Annotated in this window: 16 protein-coding genes; 15 read left to right on the top strand and 1 reads right to left on the bottom strand. The window is 67.4% G+C overall.

The genetic code is table 11. The features are described from left to right. Position 1: 1 nt before the first annotated feature. Genes HFP15_RS09950 through HFP15_RS09975 form a run of 6 tightly spaced genes read left to right on the top strand, consistent with a single transcriptional unit; the run spans position 2 to position 5,116 of the window. Positions 2 to 196, top strand: coding sequence for a ferredoxin (locus tag HFP15_RS09950; RefSeq protein ID WP_168513885.1), 195 nt, complete (start codon positions 2 to 4; stop codon positions 194 to 196). 5 nt (positions 197 to 201) lie between these two features. Next, positions 202 to 1,428: a cytochrome P450 gene (locus tag HFP15_RS09955; RefSeq protein WP_168513887.1), complete on the top strand. Its 1,227-nt coding sequence runs from the start codon at positions 202 to 204 to the stop codon at positions 1,426 to 1,428. A 35-nt stretch (positions 1,429 to 1,463) separates the two neighbouring features. Beyond that, positions 1,464 to 1,853 carry an SCP2 sterol-binding domain-containing protein gene (locus HFP15_RS09960; RefSeq protein ID WP_168513890.1) on the top strand — a complete coding sequence of 130 codons (390 nt, stop codon included), beginning with the start codon at positions 1,464 to 1,466 and terminating at the stop codon, positions 1,851 to 1,853. A gap of 8 nt (positions 1,854 to 1,861) precedes the next feature. Then, positions 1,862 to 2,971 (top strand): NDMA-dependent alcohol dehydrogenase, encoded by a 1,110-nt coding sequence (locus tag HFP15_RS09965; RefSeq protein WP_168513892.1) that lies wholly within the window; start codon positions 1,862 to 1,864, stop codon positions 2,969 to 2,971. Between the two features lie 40 nt (positions 2,972 to 3,011). Continuing rightward, the gene (locus tag HFP15_RS09970) at positions 3,012 to 4,529 is read left to right on the top strand and encodes a class I adenylate-forming enzyme family protein (protein WP_168513894.1); all 1,518 of its coding nucleotides are present in this window, start codon (positions 3,012 to 3,014) and stop codon (positions 4,527 to 4,529) included. A 41-nt stretch (positions 4,530 to 4,570) separates the two neighbouring features. Beyond that, positions 4,571 to 5,116 carry an RNA polymerase sigma factor gene (locus HFP15_RS09975; RefSeq protein WP_168513896.1) on the top strand — a complete coding sequence of 182 codons (546 nt, stop codon included), beginning with the start codon at positions 4,571 to 4,573 and terminating at the stop codon, positions 5,114 to 5,116. A gap of 269 nt (positions 5,117 to 5,385) precedes the next feature. Here the strand turns inward: HFP15_RS09975 and HFP15_RS09980 are convergent, their stop codons facing one another. Further along, positions 5,386 to 5,604, bottom strand: coding sequence for a hypothetical protein (locus HFP15_RS09980; RefSeq protein WP_168513898.1), 219 nt, complete (start codon positions 5,602 to 5,604; stop codon positions 5,386 to 5,388). A gap of 134 nt (positions 5,605 to 5,738) precedes the next feature. On the opposite strand from HFP15_RS09980, the gene HFP15_RS09985 reads away from it, so the two are divergent. From HFP15_RS09985 to HFP15_RS10025, 9 genes are read left to right on the top strand one after another with little or no spacing between them, the layout of a single operon-like run. Further along, positions 5,739 to 6,674, top strand: coding sequence for an MlaE family ABC transporter permease (locus tag HFP15_RS09985; RefSeq protein ID WP_246271550.1), 936 nt, complete (start codon positions 5,739 to 5,741; stop codon positions 6,672 to 6,674). Positions 6,675 to 6,691: 17 nt separating this feature from the next. Continuing rightward, positions 6,692 to 7,546 carry an ABC transporter permease gene (locus HFP15_RS09990; protein ID WP_168513900.1) on the top strand — a complete coding sequence of 285 codons (855 nt, stop codon included), beginning with the start codon at positions 6,692 to 6,694 and terminating at the stop codon, positions 7,544 to 7,546. A gap of 18 nt (positions 7,547 to 7,564) precedes the next feature. Then, positions 7,565 to 8,386 (top strand): ABC transporter ATP-binding protein, encoded by an 822-nt coding sequence (locus tag HFP15_RS09995; protein ID WP_168513902.1) that lies wholly within the window; start codon positions 7,565 to 7,567, stop codon positions 8,384 to 8,386. Between the two features lie 4 nt (positions 8,387 to 8,390). Then, positions 8,391 to 9,632 (top strand): MlaD family protein, encoded by a 1,242-nt coding sequence (locus HFP15_RS10000; RefSeq protein WP_168513904.1) that lies wholly within the window; start codon positions 8,391 to 8,393, stop codon positions 9,630 to 9,632. Beyond that, the gene (locus HFP15_RS10005) at positions 9,629 to 10,960 is read left to right on the top strand and encodes an MlaD family protein (RefSeq protein ID WP_168513906.1); all 1,332 of its coding nucleotides are present in this window, start codon (positions 9,629 to 9,631) and stop codon (positions 10,958 to 10,960) included. The genes HFP15_RS10000 and HFP15_RS10005 overlap by 4 nt, the downstream gene beginning before the upstream one ends. Continuing rightward, the gene (locus HFP15_RS10010) at positions 10,960 to 12,246 is read left to right on the top strand and encodes an MlaD family protein (protein WP_168513908.1); all 1,287 of its coding nucleotides are present in this window, start codon (positions 10,960 to 10,962) and stop codon (positions 12,244 to 12,246) included. The genes HFP15_RS10005 and HFP15_RS10010 overlap by 1 nt, the downstream gene beginning before the upstream one ends. After that, positions 12,243 to 13,598: an MlaD family protein gene (locus tag HFP15_RS10015; RefSeq protein WP_168513910.1), complete on the top strand. Its 1,356-nt coding sequence runs from the start codon at positions 12,243 to 12,245 to the stop codon at positions 13,596 to 13,598. Before HFP15_RS10010 ends, HFP15_RS10015 begins: the two co-directional genes overlap by 4 nt. Continuing rightward, complete coding sequence (locus HFP15_RS10020) at positions 13,598 to 14,836, top strand: MlaD family protein (protein ID WP_168513913.1); 1,239 nt, start codon at positions 13,598 to 13,600, stop codon at positions 14,834 to 14,836. Before HFP15_RS10015 ends, HFP15_RS10020 begins: the two co-directional genes overlap by 1 nt. Further along, positions 14,833 to 16,158, top strand: coding sequence for an MlaD family protein (locus HFP15_RS10025; protein ID WP_168513915.1), 1,326 nt, complete (start codon positions 14,833 to 14,835; stop codon positions 16,156 to 16,158). Before HFP15_RS10020 ends, HFP15_RS10025 begins: the two co-directional genes overlap by 4 nt. Positions 16,159 to 16,200: the final 42 nt, after the last annotated feature.

Consider the following 16,200-nt stretch of genomic DNA (forward strand, 5'->3'; position numbering starts at 1 on the left):
CATGACCGACGTCAGCGTGGACCGCGAGCTCTGTGTGGGGCACGGCCGCTGCTACGCGGCCGCGCCCGGGATCTTCGAACCGGACGACGAGGGCTTCGCCGTCGTCGTCGGCGAAGCCACCGACGACAGCCGGGCCGCACTGAGCCTGGCCGAGCAGAACTGTCCCGAACACGCCGTACTCGTCTCCGAGGGGTGAAAGACTTGACCACCACACCGAAAACGGCCGAGAGCCCGGAACTGCGGACCGATTTCGACATTCACGATCCGGCCATTGCCGACACCGTCTACGACTCGTATGCGGACCTGCGGTCGAAGTGCCCGGTGGCGCACTCCAGCGCCTACGGCGGGCACTGGGTGTTCACGAGGTACGAGGACATCCACCAGATCCTGCGCGATCCGGCGATCTTCTCCAGCGAATGCGTGAACATCCCGCCGACCATCGGCCAGGACGGCCCGATGATCCCGCTGGAGGTCGACCCGCCCGACCACACGACCTACCGGCAGCTGCTGACGCCACTGTTCTCGCCGACCAGGATGGCGGCGATCGAGCCCGAGGTGCGCAAGATCGTCAACGATCTGCTCGACGAGATGGCAGGCCAGGAACGGGTCGATTTCATCACCGCGTTCGCCAAGCCGTTGCCCACCAGGGTGTTTCTGACCCTGATGGGGTGGCCGCTGTCCGACGCGCCGAAGTTCCACCAGTGGACCGACACCATCGTGCTGGGCAAGCCGGGTGCCTCCGAGGAGGAGGCCACCGCGGTCCGGATGGAGGCCGCGATGGAGGTCTACGCCTACTTCGCGGAGATGCTGGACGAGCGCATGGAAAATCCTGGCTCGGGCCCGGACGACGTGACCTCGGTACTGGTCAACGGGAAGTTCCAGGATCGCGAGCTGACGCAGTTCGAGATGCTCAACATCCTGTTCATCATGATGATCGGTGGCCTGCACACGGTGCAGGGGCAGCTCGCGCACAGCGTGATCTACTTCGCCGAACATCCCGAGCGGCGCAAACAGCTTGTGGAGGATCTCGACCTGGTGCCGACCGCGGTCGAGGAGATGCTCCGCTACGAGTCGGCGATCGCGCCGGCGCGCGTGGTCAAGCAGGATGTCGAGATCGGCGGGGTCCAGCTCAAGGAGGGCGACCGCATTCTCATCCCGTTCGGCGCGGCCGACCGGGATCCGGAGAAGTTCGACAACCCCGACGATGTGGACCTGGCCCGCGATCCGAATCCGCATCTGGCCTTCGGCGGCGGCCGGCACCGCTGCCTCGGCTCCCATCTGGCGCGGATCGAGCTGCGCATCGCGTTCGAGGAACTGCACAAGCGGTTCCCGGACTACCGGCTCGACCCGGCCGACCCGCCCCACCGGCACCTGAGCCAGGTCAAGGGTGTGGAGAAGCTTCCGCTGGTACTCGGGCAGTCCGCCTGAGCTGTTCTGGTTCACCGATCCGAATTGGAGTGACAATGGCTGTCAAGTTCGGCACGCTCGACTTCTACAAGGCCATGGCCGACGAGCTCAACAACGACCCGGAATGGGCGGAGAAGGGCAAGAACCTCAGCTACACGATGGTCTACAACTACCTGGCGCCGGTGGAGGGCTCGTTCTTCGTCGAGTTCGACCACGGCAAGGTCGTCGAGGTCCGGGACGCGTCCGCCGCCGATTCCGAAAACGCCAACTTCGTCATCACGGGTTCCAGCGACGTCTGGCGCGGAATCTTCGAGAAGAAGATCAACCCGACGGTCGCGCTGACCCGCGGCCAGCTGCGCGTGCGCGGCAAGATGGCGCAGCTGCTCAAGAACATGTCCGCCTTCCAGCACGTCATCGTCGCCATGACGCGCGTGGACTTCGAGTAGGGGAGATCATGAAGTCGAAGGCAGCGGTGCTGTTCGAAGCACCGGGAAAATGGGACATCGTCGAGGTCGACGTCGACGAGCCCCAGGAGCACGAGGTGCTCGTCCGCTACGTGTCGGCGGGTCTGTGTCACTCCGACGACCACCTGACCAAGGGAGACGTCCCGTCGGCCCACTACCCCTACTGCGGCGGTCACGAGGGCGCGGGCATCGTCGAGGCCGTCGGCCCCGGCGTGCGGGACCTGCAGGTCGGCGACCACGTGGTGGCGGCGTTCATCCCCGGTTGCGGCCGGTGCAAGTGGTGCGCGGCCGGTATGCAGAACCTGTGCGACAACGGTGCCTTCATGATGATGGGCACCCAGCTCGACGGTACCTTCCGGTTGCACCACAACGGTGTGGACGTCGCACAGTGCTCGCTGGTGTCGACCTTCTCCGAGTACAGCGTGCTTCCCGAATGGGGCGCGGTGAAGATCGATGACGACATTCCCCTCGACAAGGCCGCGCTCGTCGGCTGTGGTGTCGCCACCGGCTGGGGTTCGGCCGTCAACGCCGCCGCGGTCAAGCCCGGTGACGTGGTGATCGTGATGGGGGTCGGCGGGATCGGCATCAACGCCGTCCAGGGCGCCAAGCACGCGGGCGCGACCCGCGTCATCGCCGTCGACCCGGTCGCGTTCAAGCGGGAAAGCGCTCTCAAGCTCGGCGCCACCGACGCGGTGGAGAACATGACGCAGGCGACCGACCTCGCGCAGTCGCTGACCTACGGCCAGGGCGCCGATTCGGCGATCGTCACGGTCGGCGTCGTCAAACCCGATCACGTCGGGGCGGCCTTCGCCGCGGTCCGCAAGGCCGGCACGGTCGTGGTGACCGGTGTCGCCAACATCGACGAGGCCACCATCCCGGTGAGCCTGTTCGAGTTGGCCATGTTCCAGAAGCGCATCCAGGGCGCGCTCTACGGTATGCTCTCGCCCTCGAGCGCCACCCCCTTCCTGCTGGACCTGTACAAGGCGGGACAGCTCAAGCTGGACGAGCTGGTGACCCGCCGGTACAAGCTCGAAGAGATCAACCAGGGGTACGAGGACATGCACGCGGGCGTCAACATCCGCGGCGTCATCGACTTCTGAACTCCCTTCCCTTCCGGTTTCTTCAATGTCGAGGAGTGTCATGGCCGCATCGGTGCAGTCCGCGCTGCGATGGTGGGCGCGGACCGAGGGTGAACAGACCGCGGTGCGTGTCGGCGAGGACGAGATCTCTTACCGAGACCTCCAGGACTGGACGAGCCGGGCCGCCCGCGCGCTGGGCGAGCGGGGAATCCGTCCGGGGGACCGCGTCGGAGTTCTCGGCACGAACTGCATGGACTGGTGCGCCGCCGCGCTCGGTGTGCTCAAGGCAGGCGGGGTGCTCGTCCCGCTGAACCCGCGGCTGGTGGCGGCGGAGCTGCACAAGATCGTCAGCGACGCCGGCGCCACCGCGATCATCGCCGCCACCGAGTTCCAGGCCGTGGCCAAGGAGGTGGCCGCACTCGGCTCCTCGCCGGAGCTCCTCGGTTTCGACGAGGTCGCGACGCTGCGAGCCGGTGGCACCGACGACTTCGGGATCGAGATCGGGGCGGACGAGCCCGCGATGGTGCTGTTCACCAGCGGCACCACCGGGCTGTCCAAGGGAGTCATCTGCACGAACCGGACACTGCTGAGCATCGTGTTCGAGGCGAGCCTCACCGAGGAAGGGCTGCGGCCCGGCTGCCGGACGTTGCTGGTGCTGCCACTGGCGTTCACGCCCGGCCTCGTGTGGGGCCTGTCGATGACGGTGGTGCTCGGCGGCACCATCGTCATCGAGCCGGATTTCGACCCCGGCCGCGCTGTGCGGTTGATCGGTGAGCAGCGGATCGACGCGATGTTCGGCGTGCCGCTGATCTTCGGGGCGATGGCCAAAGCCGCGGAGTTCGCCGGGGCCGATTTGACCTCGCTCAAGACCGCGCTCACCGGCGGCGCCGCGGTGCCGGTGCCGATGCTGGAGGCGTGGGGCACCAAGGGGGTCAAGCTCCGCCAGATCTACGGCATGACGGAGGCGGGCGGGGTCGCGACCAGCACGCTCGCCAAGGACGCCGCCGGACATCCGGACACCTGCGGCACGGGATCGATCTTCACGGAGTTCAAGGTGGTGCGTGAGGACGGTTCGGAGTGCGATCCGGGCGAGCCCGGCGAGGTCATCCTCAGCGGACCCGGTGTCACTCCGGGTTACTGGCAGGACACCGAGAACACCGCGCGGGCACTGCGTGACGGGTGGCTGTACAGCGGCGATCTCGGGATGCGCGATGCCGAGGGCAGGCTCAAGTTCGTCGACCGCATCAAGGATCTGATCATCTCGGGCGGTATCAACGTGTCGCCGGTCGAGATCGAGCAGGTCATCTCCGGGATCGACGGGGTCGACGAGGTCGCGGTCATCAGCGCCGCGGACGAGAAGTTCGGGGAGACCCCGGCCGCCGTCGTGGTCGGCAAGGGGGAGCTGACCGCGCAGTCCATCGTGGACGGATGTAAGCGCCTCCTCGCCGGCTACAAGGTGCCGCGCTACATCGTGTTCCGTGACGAGCCGTTGCCTCGACTGCCGAGTGGAAAGCTCGCGAAGGTCGCGATCCGCAAGGAGTACGCCGACATCGCGCGCGAACACCCCAAGGTCCGTTAGTCCGCAAAGGACGATCTCGTGATCGCAAGGAGGCGAACGGGATGTCGAGGCACGATGAGTCCTGGGAAGTCGTCCACGCCGTGCAGCGCGGCGACATCGCGCTGTTCGGCGAGATCTACCGGCGGCACCGTTCGGTACTGATCGCGTTCTTCGTCGCCCGCCGGTTCGATCGCCCCACCGCCGAGGACCTGACCAGCGAGACCTTCGTGCGCGCGCTGCAGGCGATCAGGACGGTGACCGATCAGGGCAGGGATATCGGCGCCTGGCTGGTGACCATCGCCCGTAACCTCGCGGCCGACTATCGCAAATCGAGCCGGGTGCGGCGGGAAACCTCGGTGGCCGAGGTGTTCGACGTGGGCAATTGCGTCGACGGCCCGGAAAAGCGGGTGATCGCCGCGATGGAACTCGATCAGGCGTACCGGCTGCTCGCCGAGCTGACCAGTGAGCAACGGGACTGCCTGCTGCTCAGGCGTGTCTACGGTTACTCGGTGACCGAGACGGCGTCGTTGATGCGACGGTCGGAGGGCGCGGTCCGCGCGTTGCAGCATCGCGCCGGGCGCCAGCTGGCCGCGGTCGCGGGTGCCTGACAAGCCTGCGAGAAAATCTCGCGACACGGGCTTGGAAAGACCTTTTTGGACTTGACGCACGGGTCGCACCTGTGTTTAAACTAAAGCCAATAGGTTCCCGCTTGGTGAAAATGTCGCGAGTGAACGGCAGCCTCAATGGAGAGACGATATGCCTGAGTCGCAAGCCCGGCCTTCGTGGTCCGACGAGAACAGTGATCTGACTGCTCTGCGTTCCGGCTCGGTGTCGTCGCGTGCCGATCGGCGCTTCCGCGGCCCGTGTCCGTGCGTTCTCAGTGGTCGTGCGTATCGGCGGAGACCTCGTCCCGATGGTCGGACCGCAAGGGAGCCAGCAGGTCGCCGACTTCCCTGCGCCGCGGGCCGAACAACACCGCGAGATCCACCGCGATACAGGGAATGAGCACGCCGAATTCGAGGAGTACGAGATAGCCGGGCGCGCGCGTCTCGGTGAACAGCGTGATGAAGACAAGCAGCAGAATCACTGCGCTCATCACGGTCCTCCTGAAGTCGGACAGCTGGTTTTCCGCGGCTACCGCGATTTCCAGTGTACAGGCCCGCAAAGCGTTTTCATGCCTCCATCCGGAGTGATCCGTCAACCGCTGCTTCCAAGGGAAAAGACACAGCTATGGGTGATGTGCCAAGGCATTCGGCGCAATGGCCGGTGCCGGAGGACCAGTCCGCGGACGGTGCGCGCGGGGGGAGCACCGTCGTGGACGTGCACCGGCCTCCACCGCCACGGGTCCGCCCCACGCGGGCCTCACGTCTGGTCGGTGCCGTTCCCGCCGGAACGGTCGGGCTGGGGGCGGAAGTCGGTGGGATGGTCCAGTTCGCGGGCAGCGTGCTGTGGAGCATCGTGCGGTATCCGCTCGGCTACTGGGGTGCGGTGCGGGACGAGCTGTACAGCACCCTGAAACTGATCTGGCTCCCGATGATCGCCGCGGTGTTCTGCTTCGGCATGTTCGTCGGCATCCTGTCGCTGACGTTCCTCATCCTGATCGGCGCGAACTACCTGTACGGCCCCGTCATGCTGACGACGAGCATGCGGGACTTCTCGACGTGGATCAACGCGATGGTGGTGGCGGGTGTGGTCGGTGCGGCGATCACCGCCGACCTCGGTGCCCGCCGCATCCGCGAGGAGATCGACGCGCTCGAGGTGCTCGGCGTGGATCCGATCCGCTCGCTGGTGGTGCCCCGCGTGGTGGCGACGACGATCATGACGGGCCTGCTGTCCATCATCTCGGTGACCGTCGCCATCGTGGACTCCGCGGCGGCGACGAACTACATGGGCCATCTGCCGATCGGCGTGTACTTCAGCAACGTCTTCAACGACGTGACGCCGGCCGCGGTGATCGCCTTCGTCGTCGACGCGATCCTGACCGGATTCGTCATCGCGGTCGTGTGCTCCTACAAAGGACTCTACGCCAAGGGTGGCGCCATCGGGGTGGGTCGCGCGGTCAACCAGGCCGTGGTGATCTCGTTCGTCGGGATCTGGATCCTCCAGTTCTTCTATTCGGCGATCGTGCTCGGTCTCTTTCCCGCGATCTCCAGTACTGCGAGGTAGAAAGTGGACACGACGCGATGACGGAATCGTTCAGGCCCTCGCAAGGGCAGCTCACACTGCCGCCGCAGAATCCGGTGGCACCGCGTGCCAAGCCGTCGGGCGCGGCGCAGTTCTTCGGGCGCACGGCCGAGATGCTGCGGTTCGCCGGCGGGACGATCAAGGATCTGCCTACCGTGCGGCTGTATGCCTCGGAGGTGTTCGCGCAGGCCGGCGTGATCATCCTGTCGAGCGCGCTCGTGCTGTGGTTCATGGAGTTCATGCTGGGAGCGGTGCTCGGTATCGAGACGCACTACCTGTTCCGGCAGATGGGCGCCGCCAGCTACGTGGGCGCCGTGCCCGCGATCTTCGCCACGCGCGGTGCCTCGGAGACCATGTGGGGCTGGATCCTCTCGGCGAAGGTCGGCTGCGGCATCGTCGCCGAGATCGGTTCGATGCGCATCGGCGAGGAAGTCGACGCCATGGAGGTGATGGGCGTCAACTCCCGCGCGTACCTGGTCGGCACGAGGGTGGTCGCCTCGATCATCGCGATGCCGTTCCTGTACGTGGTCGGGTTCCTGATGTCCTTCGCCGGCGCCTACGTGATGAACGTGGTCAGCCTCAAAACGGTTTCCGAGGGCGGTTTCTTCGCTGTCCTCTGGAGTTTCCAGAACCTGACGGACTTCGTCTACGCGGTGCTGTGGGCGATGGTGGTCACGATCGTGATCATTCTCGTGTCCTGTTTCTTCGGCTACACGGCTTCGGGTGGCCCGGTCGGCGTCGGGAACGCCACCGCCAAATCGATGGCGGTGAACATGGTGCTGATCAGTGTGCTCGCGATGGCGGTCGTCCAGTTGCTGTACGGCAACAATCCGAACGCGCCGATCGCGAACTGAGAATCAGATGGAGGCTTGATGAGTACCACGCGGCCGAGCACGGCGGACCGTGCGACGGTGGAGTTCGCGAAGAACCAGGGCCTGCCCGGCTATTCGGTCGAGCTCAAGAACGTCTACAAGGCGTTCGGCGCGTCACAGGTGCTGAACGGGGTGAGCGTGGGCTTCGCCGAGAACGCGATCACCACGGTGCTGGGCCCCTCCGGTACCGGCAAGAGCGTTCTGCTCAAGCATGTGATGGGGCTGCTCGAACCGGACGCGGGCGACATCAGCGTGTTCGGGCAGGACATCTGGGACCTCAAACAGAAGGACCGGTACGAACTGCGTAAGCGGTGCGGGGTGCTGTTCCAGGACGGTGCGCTGTTCGGCTCGATGAACATCTACGACAACGTGGCCTTTCCGCTGCGCAAGCACACGGACAAGACCGAGGACGAGATCCACGACATCGTCGTCGCGCGGCTGCGCGAAGTCGGCCTGGAACAAGCGGCTTCGAAGGCACCCGGTGAGATCTCCGGCGGTATGCGCAAGCGAGCCGGCTTCGCCCGTGCGCTCGTGCTCAACCCGGAACTGGTGATGTTCGACGAGCCGGACTCGGGTCTGGACCCGGTGCGCACCAGCCTGCTGTGCGACCTGATCCTGGAGATCCACAAGCACCACGGTGGGTCCTATGTGGTCATCACGCACGACATCGCCAGTGCCCGCAAGGTCAGTGACTACGTCGCCGTGCTGTGGCGTGGTCGGATCGTGTACTACGGCGCCGCCAAAGAGGCGTTCGAGTGCCCGGACCCGTTCGTGCAGCAGTTCCTGTCCGGTTCCTCCAGCGGACCACTGGGAATGGACTGAGCGGATGCGTGGGAAGAAAGTCGCACTGATAGCCGTCGTGGCCACGGCTGTCGTAGGCGCGGTCGCGTTCGGGGCCGCCGGGCTGGTGGACTCGTCGCGGTACGAGCTGCAGGTCGAGGTTCCCTCGGCCGAGGGCGTGCACGAGGGCGGCAACGTCATGGCCGACGGCGTGACCGTCGGTGACATCACGTCCATCGCCACGAAGGACGGCAAGGCGCTGCTCACGGTCGCGCTCTCCGGGCACGACGTGCCGTTCCACGCGGGCACCACGGCGCGCATCTCGTGGGACTCCCTGATCGGTGCACGGCATCTGGATCTGGTTCCCGGACCGCAGACGAACCCGGTGCTGCCTTCCGGCCACCTCATCACGTCGAGCATCGACCGGGTCGAGCTCGACCAGGTGCTGGCGGCGTTCACGCCGGAGACACGCCAGTCTCTCGACTCGCTGGTCTCCCAGTTGCAGAACACCGTGAACGGGCACGAGCCCGACATGAACGCGATGCTGAAGAACGCCGGGCCCGCCATCGGCGCGCTCGCGCAGGTACTGCAGGCCGTCGGTTCCGACGGCCCCGCGCTGCAGGACGTGGTCACCAGGCTGAACTCCGTCGTGGGCACGCTTGTCGACAGGCAGCAGAACCTGAAGAACACGGTCGGCAACGTCGGCACGCTCACCAGCTCCGTGGCCGGTCAGCAGGGCCAGCTGAGCGAGGCGCTCAAACAGCTGCCGTCGACACTGACGACCACGAAGTCCACTTTGGACAAGGTTCCCTCTGCGGTCGACGCGGCGCTTCCGCTGCTGAACACGCTGGCACCCGCGATCGACGAACTTCCCGCGCTGTCGAACAACCTCGGCCCGCTGCTGACCGATCTGCGGCCCGCGGTGGCGAAACTGGACCCGACTCTGGTGGCGGCGCAGACGCTGCTCACCGAAACGCCCGGCCTGCTCGACAGTGCGCACGCCGCCGTTCCTGGTGTGTCGAAAGCCTTGCAGAGCGCCTCACCGGCCGTGGCCTTCCTCCGCCCCTACATTCCCGACCTCATGGGCTGGCTCACCGAATGGGGTTCGGCGTTCAGCCCGTACGACTCGCAGGGGCACTACATCGACGCGCTCATCAACAGCTCGGGCCTGAGCCTGGACAACAACCCGGGTGTGCCGATCCCGTTCGTCGGCAAGAACGACCATCCTCAGCCCGGTTACGTGGCCGGCCAGCCGTGGACCGATGCCAACGGGAGTGGAATGCGATGACGAAGCGACGTAACAAGCTGCTGCTCGCGGGCGTGGTGCTGGTCGTGGCCGCGGCCGTCGCGGGCACCGTCGTGGCGACCCGCGGTTCCGACGAGGCAACGGTCTACGGCCTGTTCGCCGACGCCAACCCGATCATCGCGGGCGACACGGTGCGTGCCGCCGGCGTGCAGGTCGGCAAGGTCGAGTCGGTGACGTTGCAGAACGGCCAGGCGCGCGTCACGATGCAGGTCGACAAGTCGGTCCTGCCGCTGCACGACGACGCCAGCCTGAGCATCCAGCCGGTGAACCTGCTGGGAGAGCAGTACATCGAGCTGAAGACCGGCACCGACGCCGCGCCCTACGTCGGCTCGCCGGTGACCATTCCGGTGTCGCGGACGAGCCGGAGCGTGTCGCTGCAGCAGGTGTTCAACACGCTGAACGACCCGACGTCCACCGCGCTGGCGGCACTGGTCACCGCGATGGGCGACGGAATGCAGGGCAACGGGCAGAACGTCGCCGAGACCCTCAAGTCGCTGGGACCGGCGCTCACCCAAGTCGACCAGCTCGGCAAGGTGCTGCGCGACCAGAACGGCATGCTCAACGACCTCATCGACAAGGTGCATCCGGTGGCCGCCGCGTTGAACGCCGACCAGGGCAAGTCACTGGACCAGCTGGTCGGCTCGACGCAGCAGGTGCTGTCGGCGGTGGCGTCGAACCGGGCCTCGGTCGAGCAGTCGCTGTCGGCGCTGCCGGCCACCTTGCTCAAAGCGGAAAGCACGTTCGCCGCGGTGCAGAAGCTGTCCGGCTCGGCCACCCCGACGCTGCAGGCCGTTCGCCCGATCACCGACAACCTGACGGCGATCGCGCACGAGCTGGAGGACTTCTCCAAGGCCGCGAACCCGGCACTGGCCACGCTCAACCCGGTCCTGCAGAAAGCGCAGAGCATGCTGGACCAGGCCCGGCCGCTGGTCGACCAGCTGGGTCCGGCCGGTGCGGACCTCGCGGCCGACGCGCACAATCTGCGGCCGGTCGGCGAAATGGCCGTCAACAACATCGACGACATCATGACCTTCGTGAAGTGGTGGGCCATGTCCACCAACGGCCGCGACGGGATCAGCAACTACTTCCGCGGTGTCGCCGTGGTGACCCCGCAGGCGCTGCTCGGCGCCGTGCAGGGCGCCCTGCCCGCCGCGGCACCCGCCGCGGCGCCGCCACAACCGGCACCCGGTAGCGGCCAGGCGGGGTCGCCGTTGCCGCTGCTGGGTGGCGGCGGACCGAACGGAGGCGTCACCGGCCTCACCGACAAGCAGGAGACTTCGATGCTGGGCCAACTGTTGGGTGGTCTGTGATGGCGGCCGCCCGCGTTCACCCGCGCATTGCGCGACGGTTCCTCGTCGGGATCGCGGCCGTCGTCGTGGCCGGCGGGATCGTCTACTACTCCACGCTCGCGAACTCGACCGGTGGCCTCCCGGGCAGTGACCACACCTACGTGCAGGCGGTGTTCGGCGACGTCGGCACGCTGCAGGTCAACGACGAGGTGCGGGAGAACAGCGTGCGCGTCGGCCAGATCTCGGCGATCAAGGTCGACAACGGCCGCGCGCTGGTCACGATGCAACTCGACGGCAAGGTGCCGGTGTACGGCGATGCCCAGGCTTCGGTGTGGGACCAGTCGGCGCTCGCCGTGAAGTTCGTCGAACTCGACCCCGGCAAGGCCGGGGCGGGCCCGCTCGGCGATCGGCCGATTCCGCAGGAGCACACGAACAACTCGGTCTCGCTCGACCAGGTCTTCGACGTGTTCGACCCGCCGACGCGTACCGGATTGCAGACCGCGGTCCAGCAGCTCGGGCTCGGCACGGCCGGGCACGGCGGCGACCTCAACGCACTGCTGCACGTGGCGCCGAAACTGGTCCCGGACGCGCAGGAGGTGGCGGGAACGCTCGCCTCCCCGCAGGCGAACCTGCCCGCCCTGCTGGCCAGCGCCGACCGGCTGGCCGGACGTTTCCAGGGCCAGCAGGACGAGATCACGTCGCTGATCAACCAGGCGAGGGACACCTTCGACGCGATCGACGTGGACCAGGCCAAACCGCTGACGCAGACGCTGCACCAGCTGCCGCAGACCCTCCTCGACGCGCAGTCCGCGTTCGATCACCTCAACCAGCCGCTGAACGACGCGAGCGCGGCGATGACCACGCTGCGGCCGGGCGGGATCGCACTCGGCGCCTCCGCGGACGACCTGCGTGGCTTCCTGCGCGAGGCGGTCACCCCGCTGAACAAGGTGCCGGGCGTGGCGGGCCAGGCGCAACCCGCGGTGGACGCGCTGACCACCACTTTCGCGGACGCGCGGCCGGTCGTGCCCGATCTGGCCGAAGGGCTGGCCAGCGCTCGCCCGCTGCTGACGACCCTGGCGCCGTTCACGAACGACATCCAGCAGTTCTTCGCGTCCAAATCGCTGCTGTCCAACCACGTCGGTGACGACCACATGCTGCGGATCGCGGTCGTGCTGCCCTATCCGGAGTCCGAACTGGCCGAGGTGGCGCCGACACTGACCCGCGACCCGTATCCGGCCCCCGGACAGGCGCGCCAGGACAAGAGCGGCGCGAGCATGCCGCTCGGCCTGATTGGAGGCGGACGATGAGCCCGAAGGCCCTGCCGGGAACCGGAATCTTCCGGGGCAGGCGAAACGTTCTACTGTGGACGATCGTGGTCGCCGTCGTCGCGCTGGCGCTGCTGGGCCTTGCGGTCAAGCCGGAGGTCCAGACGTGGCTGAAGTCCGGTGACACGATCAAGGCGGCGTTCAGCGCCAACGACCAGCTTTACCCCAACGAGAGCAAGGTCAAGCTCGACGGCCTCGACGTCGGTGTGGTCACCGACGTGACGCCCACCCAGAGCGGGCCGGTCGTGGTCACCATGAAGGTGGACTCGGGAACGCTGGAAAAGCTGGGTTCGCAGCCGCGCGCGGCCATCGAGCCGACCACGGTGCTCGGCGGGATCTACAGCGTCAGCCTCAGCCAGGGCGGCCATTCCGGCACCTACGACGCGGCCACCACGATCCCCGTCGAGCGCACGAGCACCCCGGTCGAACTGGACCGGGTACTGGAGGCGCTGCCGCCGTCCGCGCTGACCGGTCTGCAGAGCACGGTCAAGAACCTCGACCAGAGCCTGCGCAACGGCGCGGGGGCCGAGCTGGACACCTTCGCGCAGAAGGCGCCCGATGTGATGCAGAACGGCGGTCAGGTGCTCGATGCCGTCCAGGGCACCCGCCCGTACACGGATCTGCAGTCCATGGTGACCAATGTGGACTCGCTAGCGGGCGCACTGTCCAAGAACGACGGTCAGCTGGACGGCATCATGCGCGACCTCGACACGACGACCCGTGCGCTCGCCGGCGGTAGCAAGCCGCTCGCGTCGGCCATCTCGACGCTGCCGCAGACTCTCGTCTCGACCCGTACCGGGATGCAGCAGCTCGGCCAGACACTGGACGAGCTGACCGCGACCGCACCGGCGTTCATCCCCGCGGCTGGGGAGCTCACGCCCGCGCTGAAGAAGCTCAGCCCGGTGGTGGCGCAGGCCCGGCCGGTGGTGCACGACCTCGTGCCGCTGCTGGACGACGCGCAGCCGCTGGTCGAGCAGCTGGTGCCGGCGAGCAAGACCGCGACCGGCGTGCTCGACGACGTCCGCGGCCCGGTGCTGGACCGGGTCAACGGGCCGATCATGTCCGCCCTGCTCAACACGTGGCACGGCACCGGCCCGTACGAGGGCGATGGCGGCGGCGATCAGGCCGACCAGAAGTTCTACCAGGAGATCGCCTACACGTTCGCCGGTTTCGACAACGTCGCGAAGATCTTCTCCAAGAACGGCTACACGATCAACTTCGCGCTCGGCACGGGCACCAGCGGTATCGAGACCGGGAAGACCCCGCTCGTGGGCCAGCTGCCGCTGGTGCCACAGCTGCTCCAGAACCTTGGCAAGCCGTCCGGAGGACAATGATGGGGTTGTTACTGCGGCGCACCTGGGACCGCGTGCGCACTGTTCCTGGACTGGGACGTGACCTCACCGCGTTGCTCGTGGTGGTGGCGCTGGGGATCTCGTCCGCGGTCTACATGCTGTCCCACTACGGGGTGCACGCCCCGTGGCAGCAGCGGTTCGAGTTCTCGGCGTATTTCGCCGACGCCCACGGCGTCACGCCGGACAATCACCAGGAGGTCCAGATCGCGGGCGTGCCGGTCGGCACGATCGTCGGTGCCAAGCCCGCCGCGAACGGGACCGCCGAGCTGACGATGTCGCTCGATCCCGGCGTCAAGGTCTACCGCAACGCGCAGCTCGTGCTGGACACCAAGAACCCGATCAACGAGATGTACGTCGAGCTGAACCCGGGCGGGCCTCCCGCGGACGAGCTGTCCGAGCACGGCGTTCTCCCGGTCACGCAGACGAAACGTCCGGTGCAGTCCTATGAGGTGCTGGACAAGCTGGACACGAACACGCGCTCGGCACTGAGCTACCTGCTGGACGCGTCCAACACGGCACTGGCCGACGCGCCCGCGGACCTGCCCGCCGACCTGCGGGTGCTCAACCAGAACGCCACCGACTTCCGGCCGGTGTTCGACGCGCTGGCGACCCGCCGCGAGCGGATCGCCTCGCTGGTGACCGACCTGTCGCAGATCTCGGCGGCGGTCGGCGACGACGACACCAGGTTGACGAGCTTGGTCGACGGCCTGCAGCAGACACTCGGCGCGTTGTCCGATCGCAACTCCGACCTGAGCGCGACGCTCGGCGATCTGCCCGGGTTCACCGATCAGCTCAACGGTGCGATGCAGGGCGTGGGCGCGCTGACAGGTCAGCTGAACCCGACGCTGACCGATCTGCACAACGCCGCCACCGCCCTGCCGCCCGCGCTGAAGCAGTTCGGCTCGACGGCCGACCAGCTGGGACAGACGGTGCGCCTGGCCGGCCCGGTGATCGACCAGGCCCGGCCCGTGGTGAGCGGGCTGCGCCCGATCGTCGGTGACCTGAACAGCTCGCTGACCGACCTCAAGCCGATCACGGCACGGCTCGGTGACGTCACCGGCAAGGCGGTCCCCTGGATGAACGACCTGGCCGCGTTCTTCTACAACGACGCCTCGCTGCTGTCGAACTACGACGCGAACGCCGCCCTGGCACGCGGGCACCTCGCGATCGACCCCTCGAACCCGACGGGTATCGGCGCGCCGAACGGAGGACAGAAATGAGCGTCTTGCGACGGCCGCTGGCCAAGCTGGGCACGTTCCGGCTGCTCGTCGTCCTGGCCTTCGTCGGAGTCTGCGCGCTGCTGTTCGGCTGGATGTGGACCAGCGGCGGCGGCTCGATCCCCGGCGTGACCTCCACCCCGTCGTACCAGGTGTCCTTCGAGGACCCCGACGTGCTCAACCTCGTGCAGATGAGCGAGGTGCAGATCGCGGGCGTGGTGGCGGGCCGGGTCCAGGAGATCGATCCCAAGGCCGGTGGCGCGCACGTCGTCATCGGCATGAACCCCGACGCCGCTCCGCTGCACGAGGGGGTGACCGTGCGGGTGGGCATCCGCTCGCTCGAAGGTCCGTCCTATGTGGAGGTTCAGGACGGCAAGGGGCCCGTGGTGCCCGCCGGTACGGCGCTTCCCGCGAGCGCGGTCAGGCCGACCGTGGACGTGCGGGCGCTGCTGAGCAGCCTCGACGGCAACACGCGGGCGCAGCTCGGCTCGCTGATCCGCGGTCTGGGTTCGTCGGCGGATGGCACCAGCCAGAGCGTCTCGCAGCTGATGTCCGCGTTCGGCACGCTGGGCGGCCAGGGCTACACCGCGGTGGACGCCCTCGCCGGGCAGTCCCGGCAACTCCAGCAGCTCGCCGCCCAGGCGTCGACGCTGCTGAACGCGCTGGACACCGGCCGGGGCCAGATCGCCGACGTCGTCCACGACGCCCAGCAGGTCACCGCGGCGACCTCGGGGCAGAGCGCGGCCATCGCGGACACCGTTCGCCAGTTCCCGGGAGTGCTCACCAGCGCGGACGCGGCCACGAAGAAGCTCAGCCAGCTCTCGGGTTCACTGTCTCCCGTCGCGTCGGGCCTGCACGCCGCGGCACCGGGGCTGAACCAGGCGCTGGTGGAACTGCCGCAGACGACCAGTGATCTTCGTGGGCTGCTGCCGGCGTTGAACGGGACACTCGACGAGTCGCCCGCGACGCTGGGCCGGGTGCCGGCGGTCGGCAACGATCTCGACGACCTGCTGCCCAAGGCGCAGTTCGAGCTGCGGGACATCGACCCGATGCTGTCGTACATGAGCCCGTTCGGGCGCGACATCGGGGCGTTCTTCGCGAACTTCGGCGCCGCCTTCAGCTACAAGGACGAAAACGGCGACAACTACCTGCGCCTGATGCCGTTCTTCAACGAGCAGAGCCTGAAGGGCTACCCGGTCAACACCTCGAAACTGCTGCCGATCGCACCGCTGATGCAGACCAACCCCTACCCGGGGGCGGGCTCGGCAGCCAACCCGCAGCCGTTCGCCGGCCCCGCACCACACCTGGAGCGTAACGGGCAATGATTCGGTTCATACGGCGCGCACCCCGGTCCACGATCGCCTTGC

It is taken from the genome of Amycolatopsis acididurans (assembly GCF_012328925.1).
Taxonomy (GTDB): Bacteria; Actinomycetota; Actinomycetes; order Mycobacteriales; family Pseudonocardiaceae; genus Amycolatopsis_E; species Amycolatopsis_E acididurans.

Excerpts from the sequence above, each read along its gene's own strand:
- HFP15_RS09950 (WP_168513885.1), top strand. The coding sequence starts at position 2 with ATGACCGACGTCAGCGTGGACCGCGAGCTCTGTGTGGGGCACGGCCGC.
- HFP15_RS09960 (WP_168513890.1), top strand. The coding sequence starts at position 1,464 with ATGGCTGTCAAGTTCGGCACGCTCGACTTCTACAAGGCCATGGCCGAC.
- HFP15_RS09965 (WP_168513892.1), top strand. The coding sequence starts at position 1,862 with ATGAAGTCGAAGGCAGCGGTGCTGTTCGAAGCACCGGGAAAATGGGAC.
- HFP15_RS09970 (WP_168513894.1), top strand. The coding sequence starts at position 3,012 with ATGGCCGCATCGGTGCAGTCCGCGCTGCGATGGTGGGCGCGGACCGAG.
- HFP15_RS09975 (WP_168513896.1), top strand. The coding sequence starts at position 4,571 with ATGTCGAGGCACGATGAGTCCTGGGAAGTCGTCCACGCCGTGCAGCGC.
- HFP15_RS09980 (WP_168513898.1), bottom strand. The coding sequence starts at position 5,604 with ATGAGCGCAGTGATTCTGCTGCTTGTCTTCATCACGCTGTTCACCGAG.
- HFP15_RS09985 (WP_246271550.1), top strand. The coding sequence starts at position 5,739 with ATGGGTGATGTGCCAAGGCATTCGGCGCAATGGCCGGTGCCGGAGGAC.
- HFP15_RS09990 (WP_168513900.1), top strand. The coding sequence starts at position 6,692 with ATGACGGAATCGTTCAGGCCCTCGCAAGGGCAGCTCACACTGCCGCCG.
- HFP15_RS09995 (WP_168513902.1), top strand. The coding sequence starts at position 7,565 with ATGAGTACCACGCGGCCGAGCACGGCGGACCGTGCGACGGTGGAGTTC.
- HFP15_RS10000 (WP_168513904.1), top strand. The coding sequence starts at position 8,391 with ATGCGTGGGAAGAAAGTCGCACTGATAGCCGTCGTGGCCACGGCTGTC.
- HFP15_RS10005 (WP_168513906.1), top strand. The coding sequence starts at position 9,629 with ATGACGAAGCGACGTAACAAGCTGCTGCTCGCGGGCGTGGTGCTGGTC.
- HFP15_RS10010 (WP_168513908.1), top strand. The coding sequence starts at position 10,960 with ATGGCGGCCGCCCGCGTTCACCCGCGCATTGCGCGACGGTTCCTCGTC.
- HFP15_RS10015 (WP_168513910.1), top strand. The coding sequence starts at position 12,243 with ATGAGCCCGAAGGCCCTGCCGGGAACCGGAATCTTCCGGGGCAGGCGA.
- HFP15_RS10020 (WP_168513913.1), top strand. The coding sequence starts at position 13,598 with ATGGGGTTGTTACTGCGGCGCACCTGGGACCGCGTGCGCACTGTTCCT.
- HFP15_RS10025 (WP_168513915.1), top strand. The coding sequence starts at position 14,833 with ATGAGCGTCTTGCGACGGCCGCTGGCCAAGCTGGGCACGTTCCGGCTG.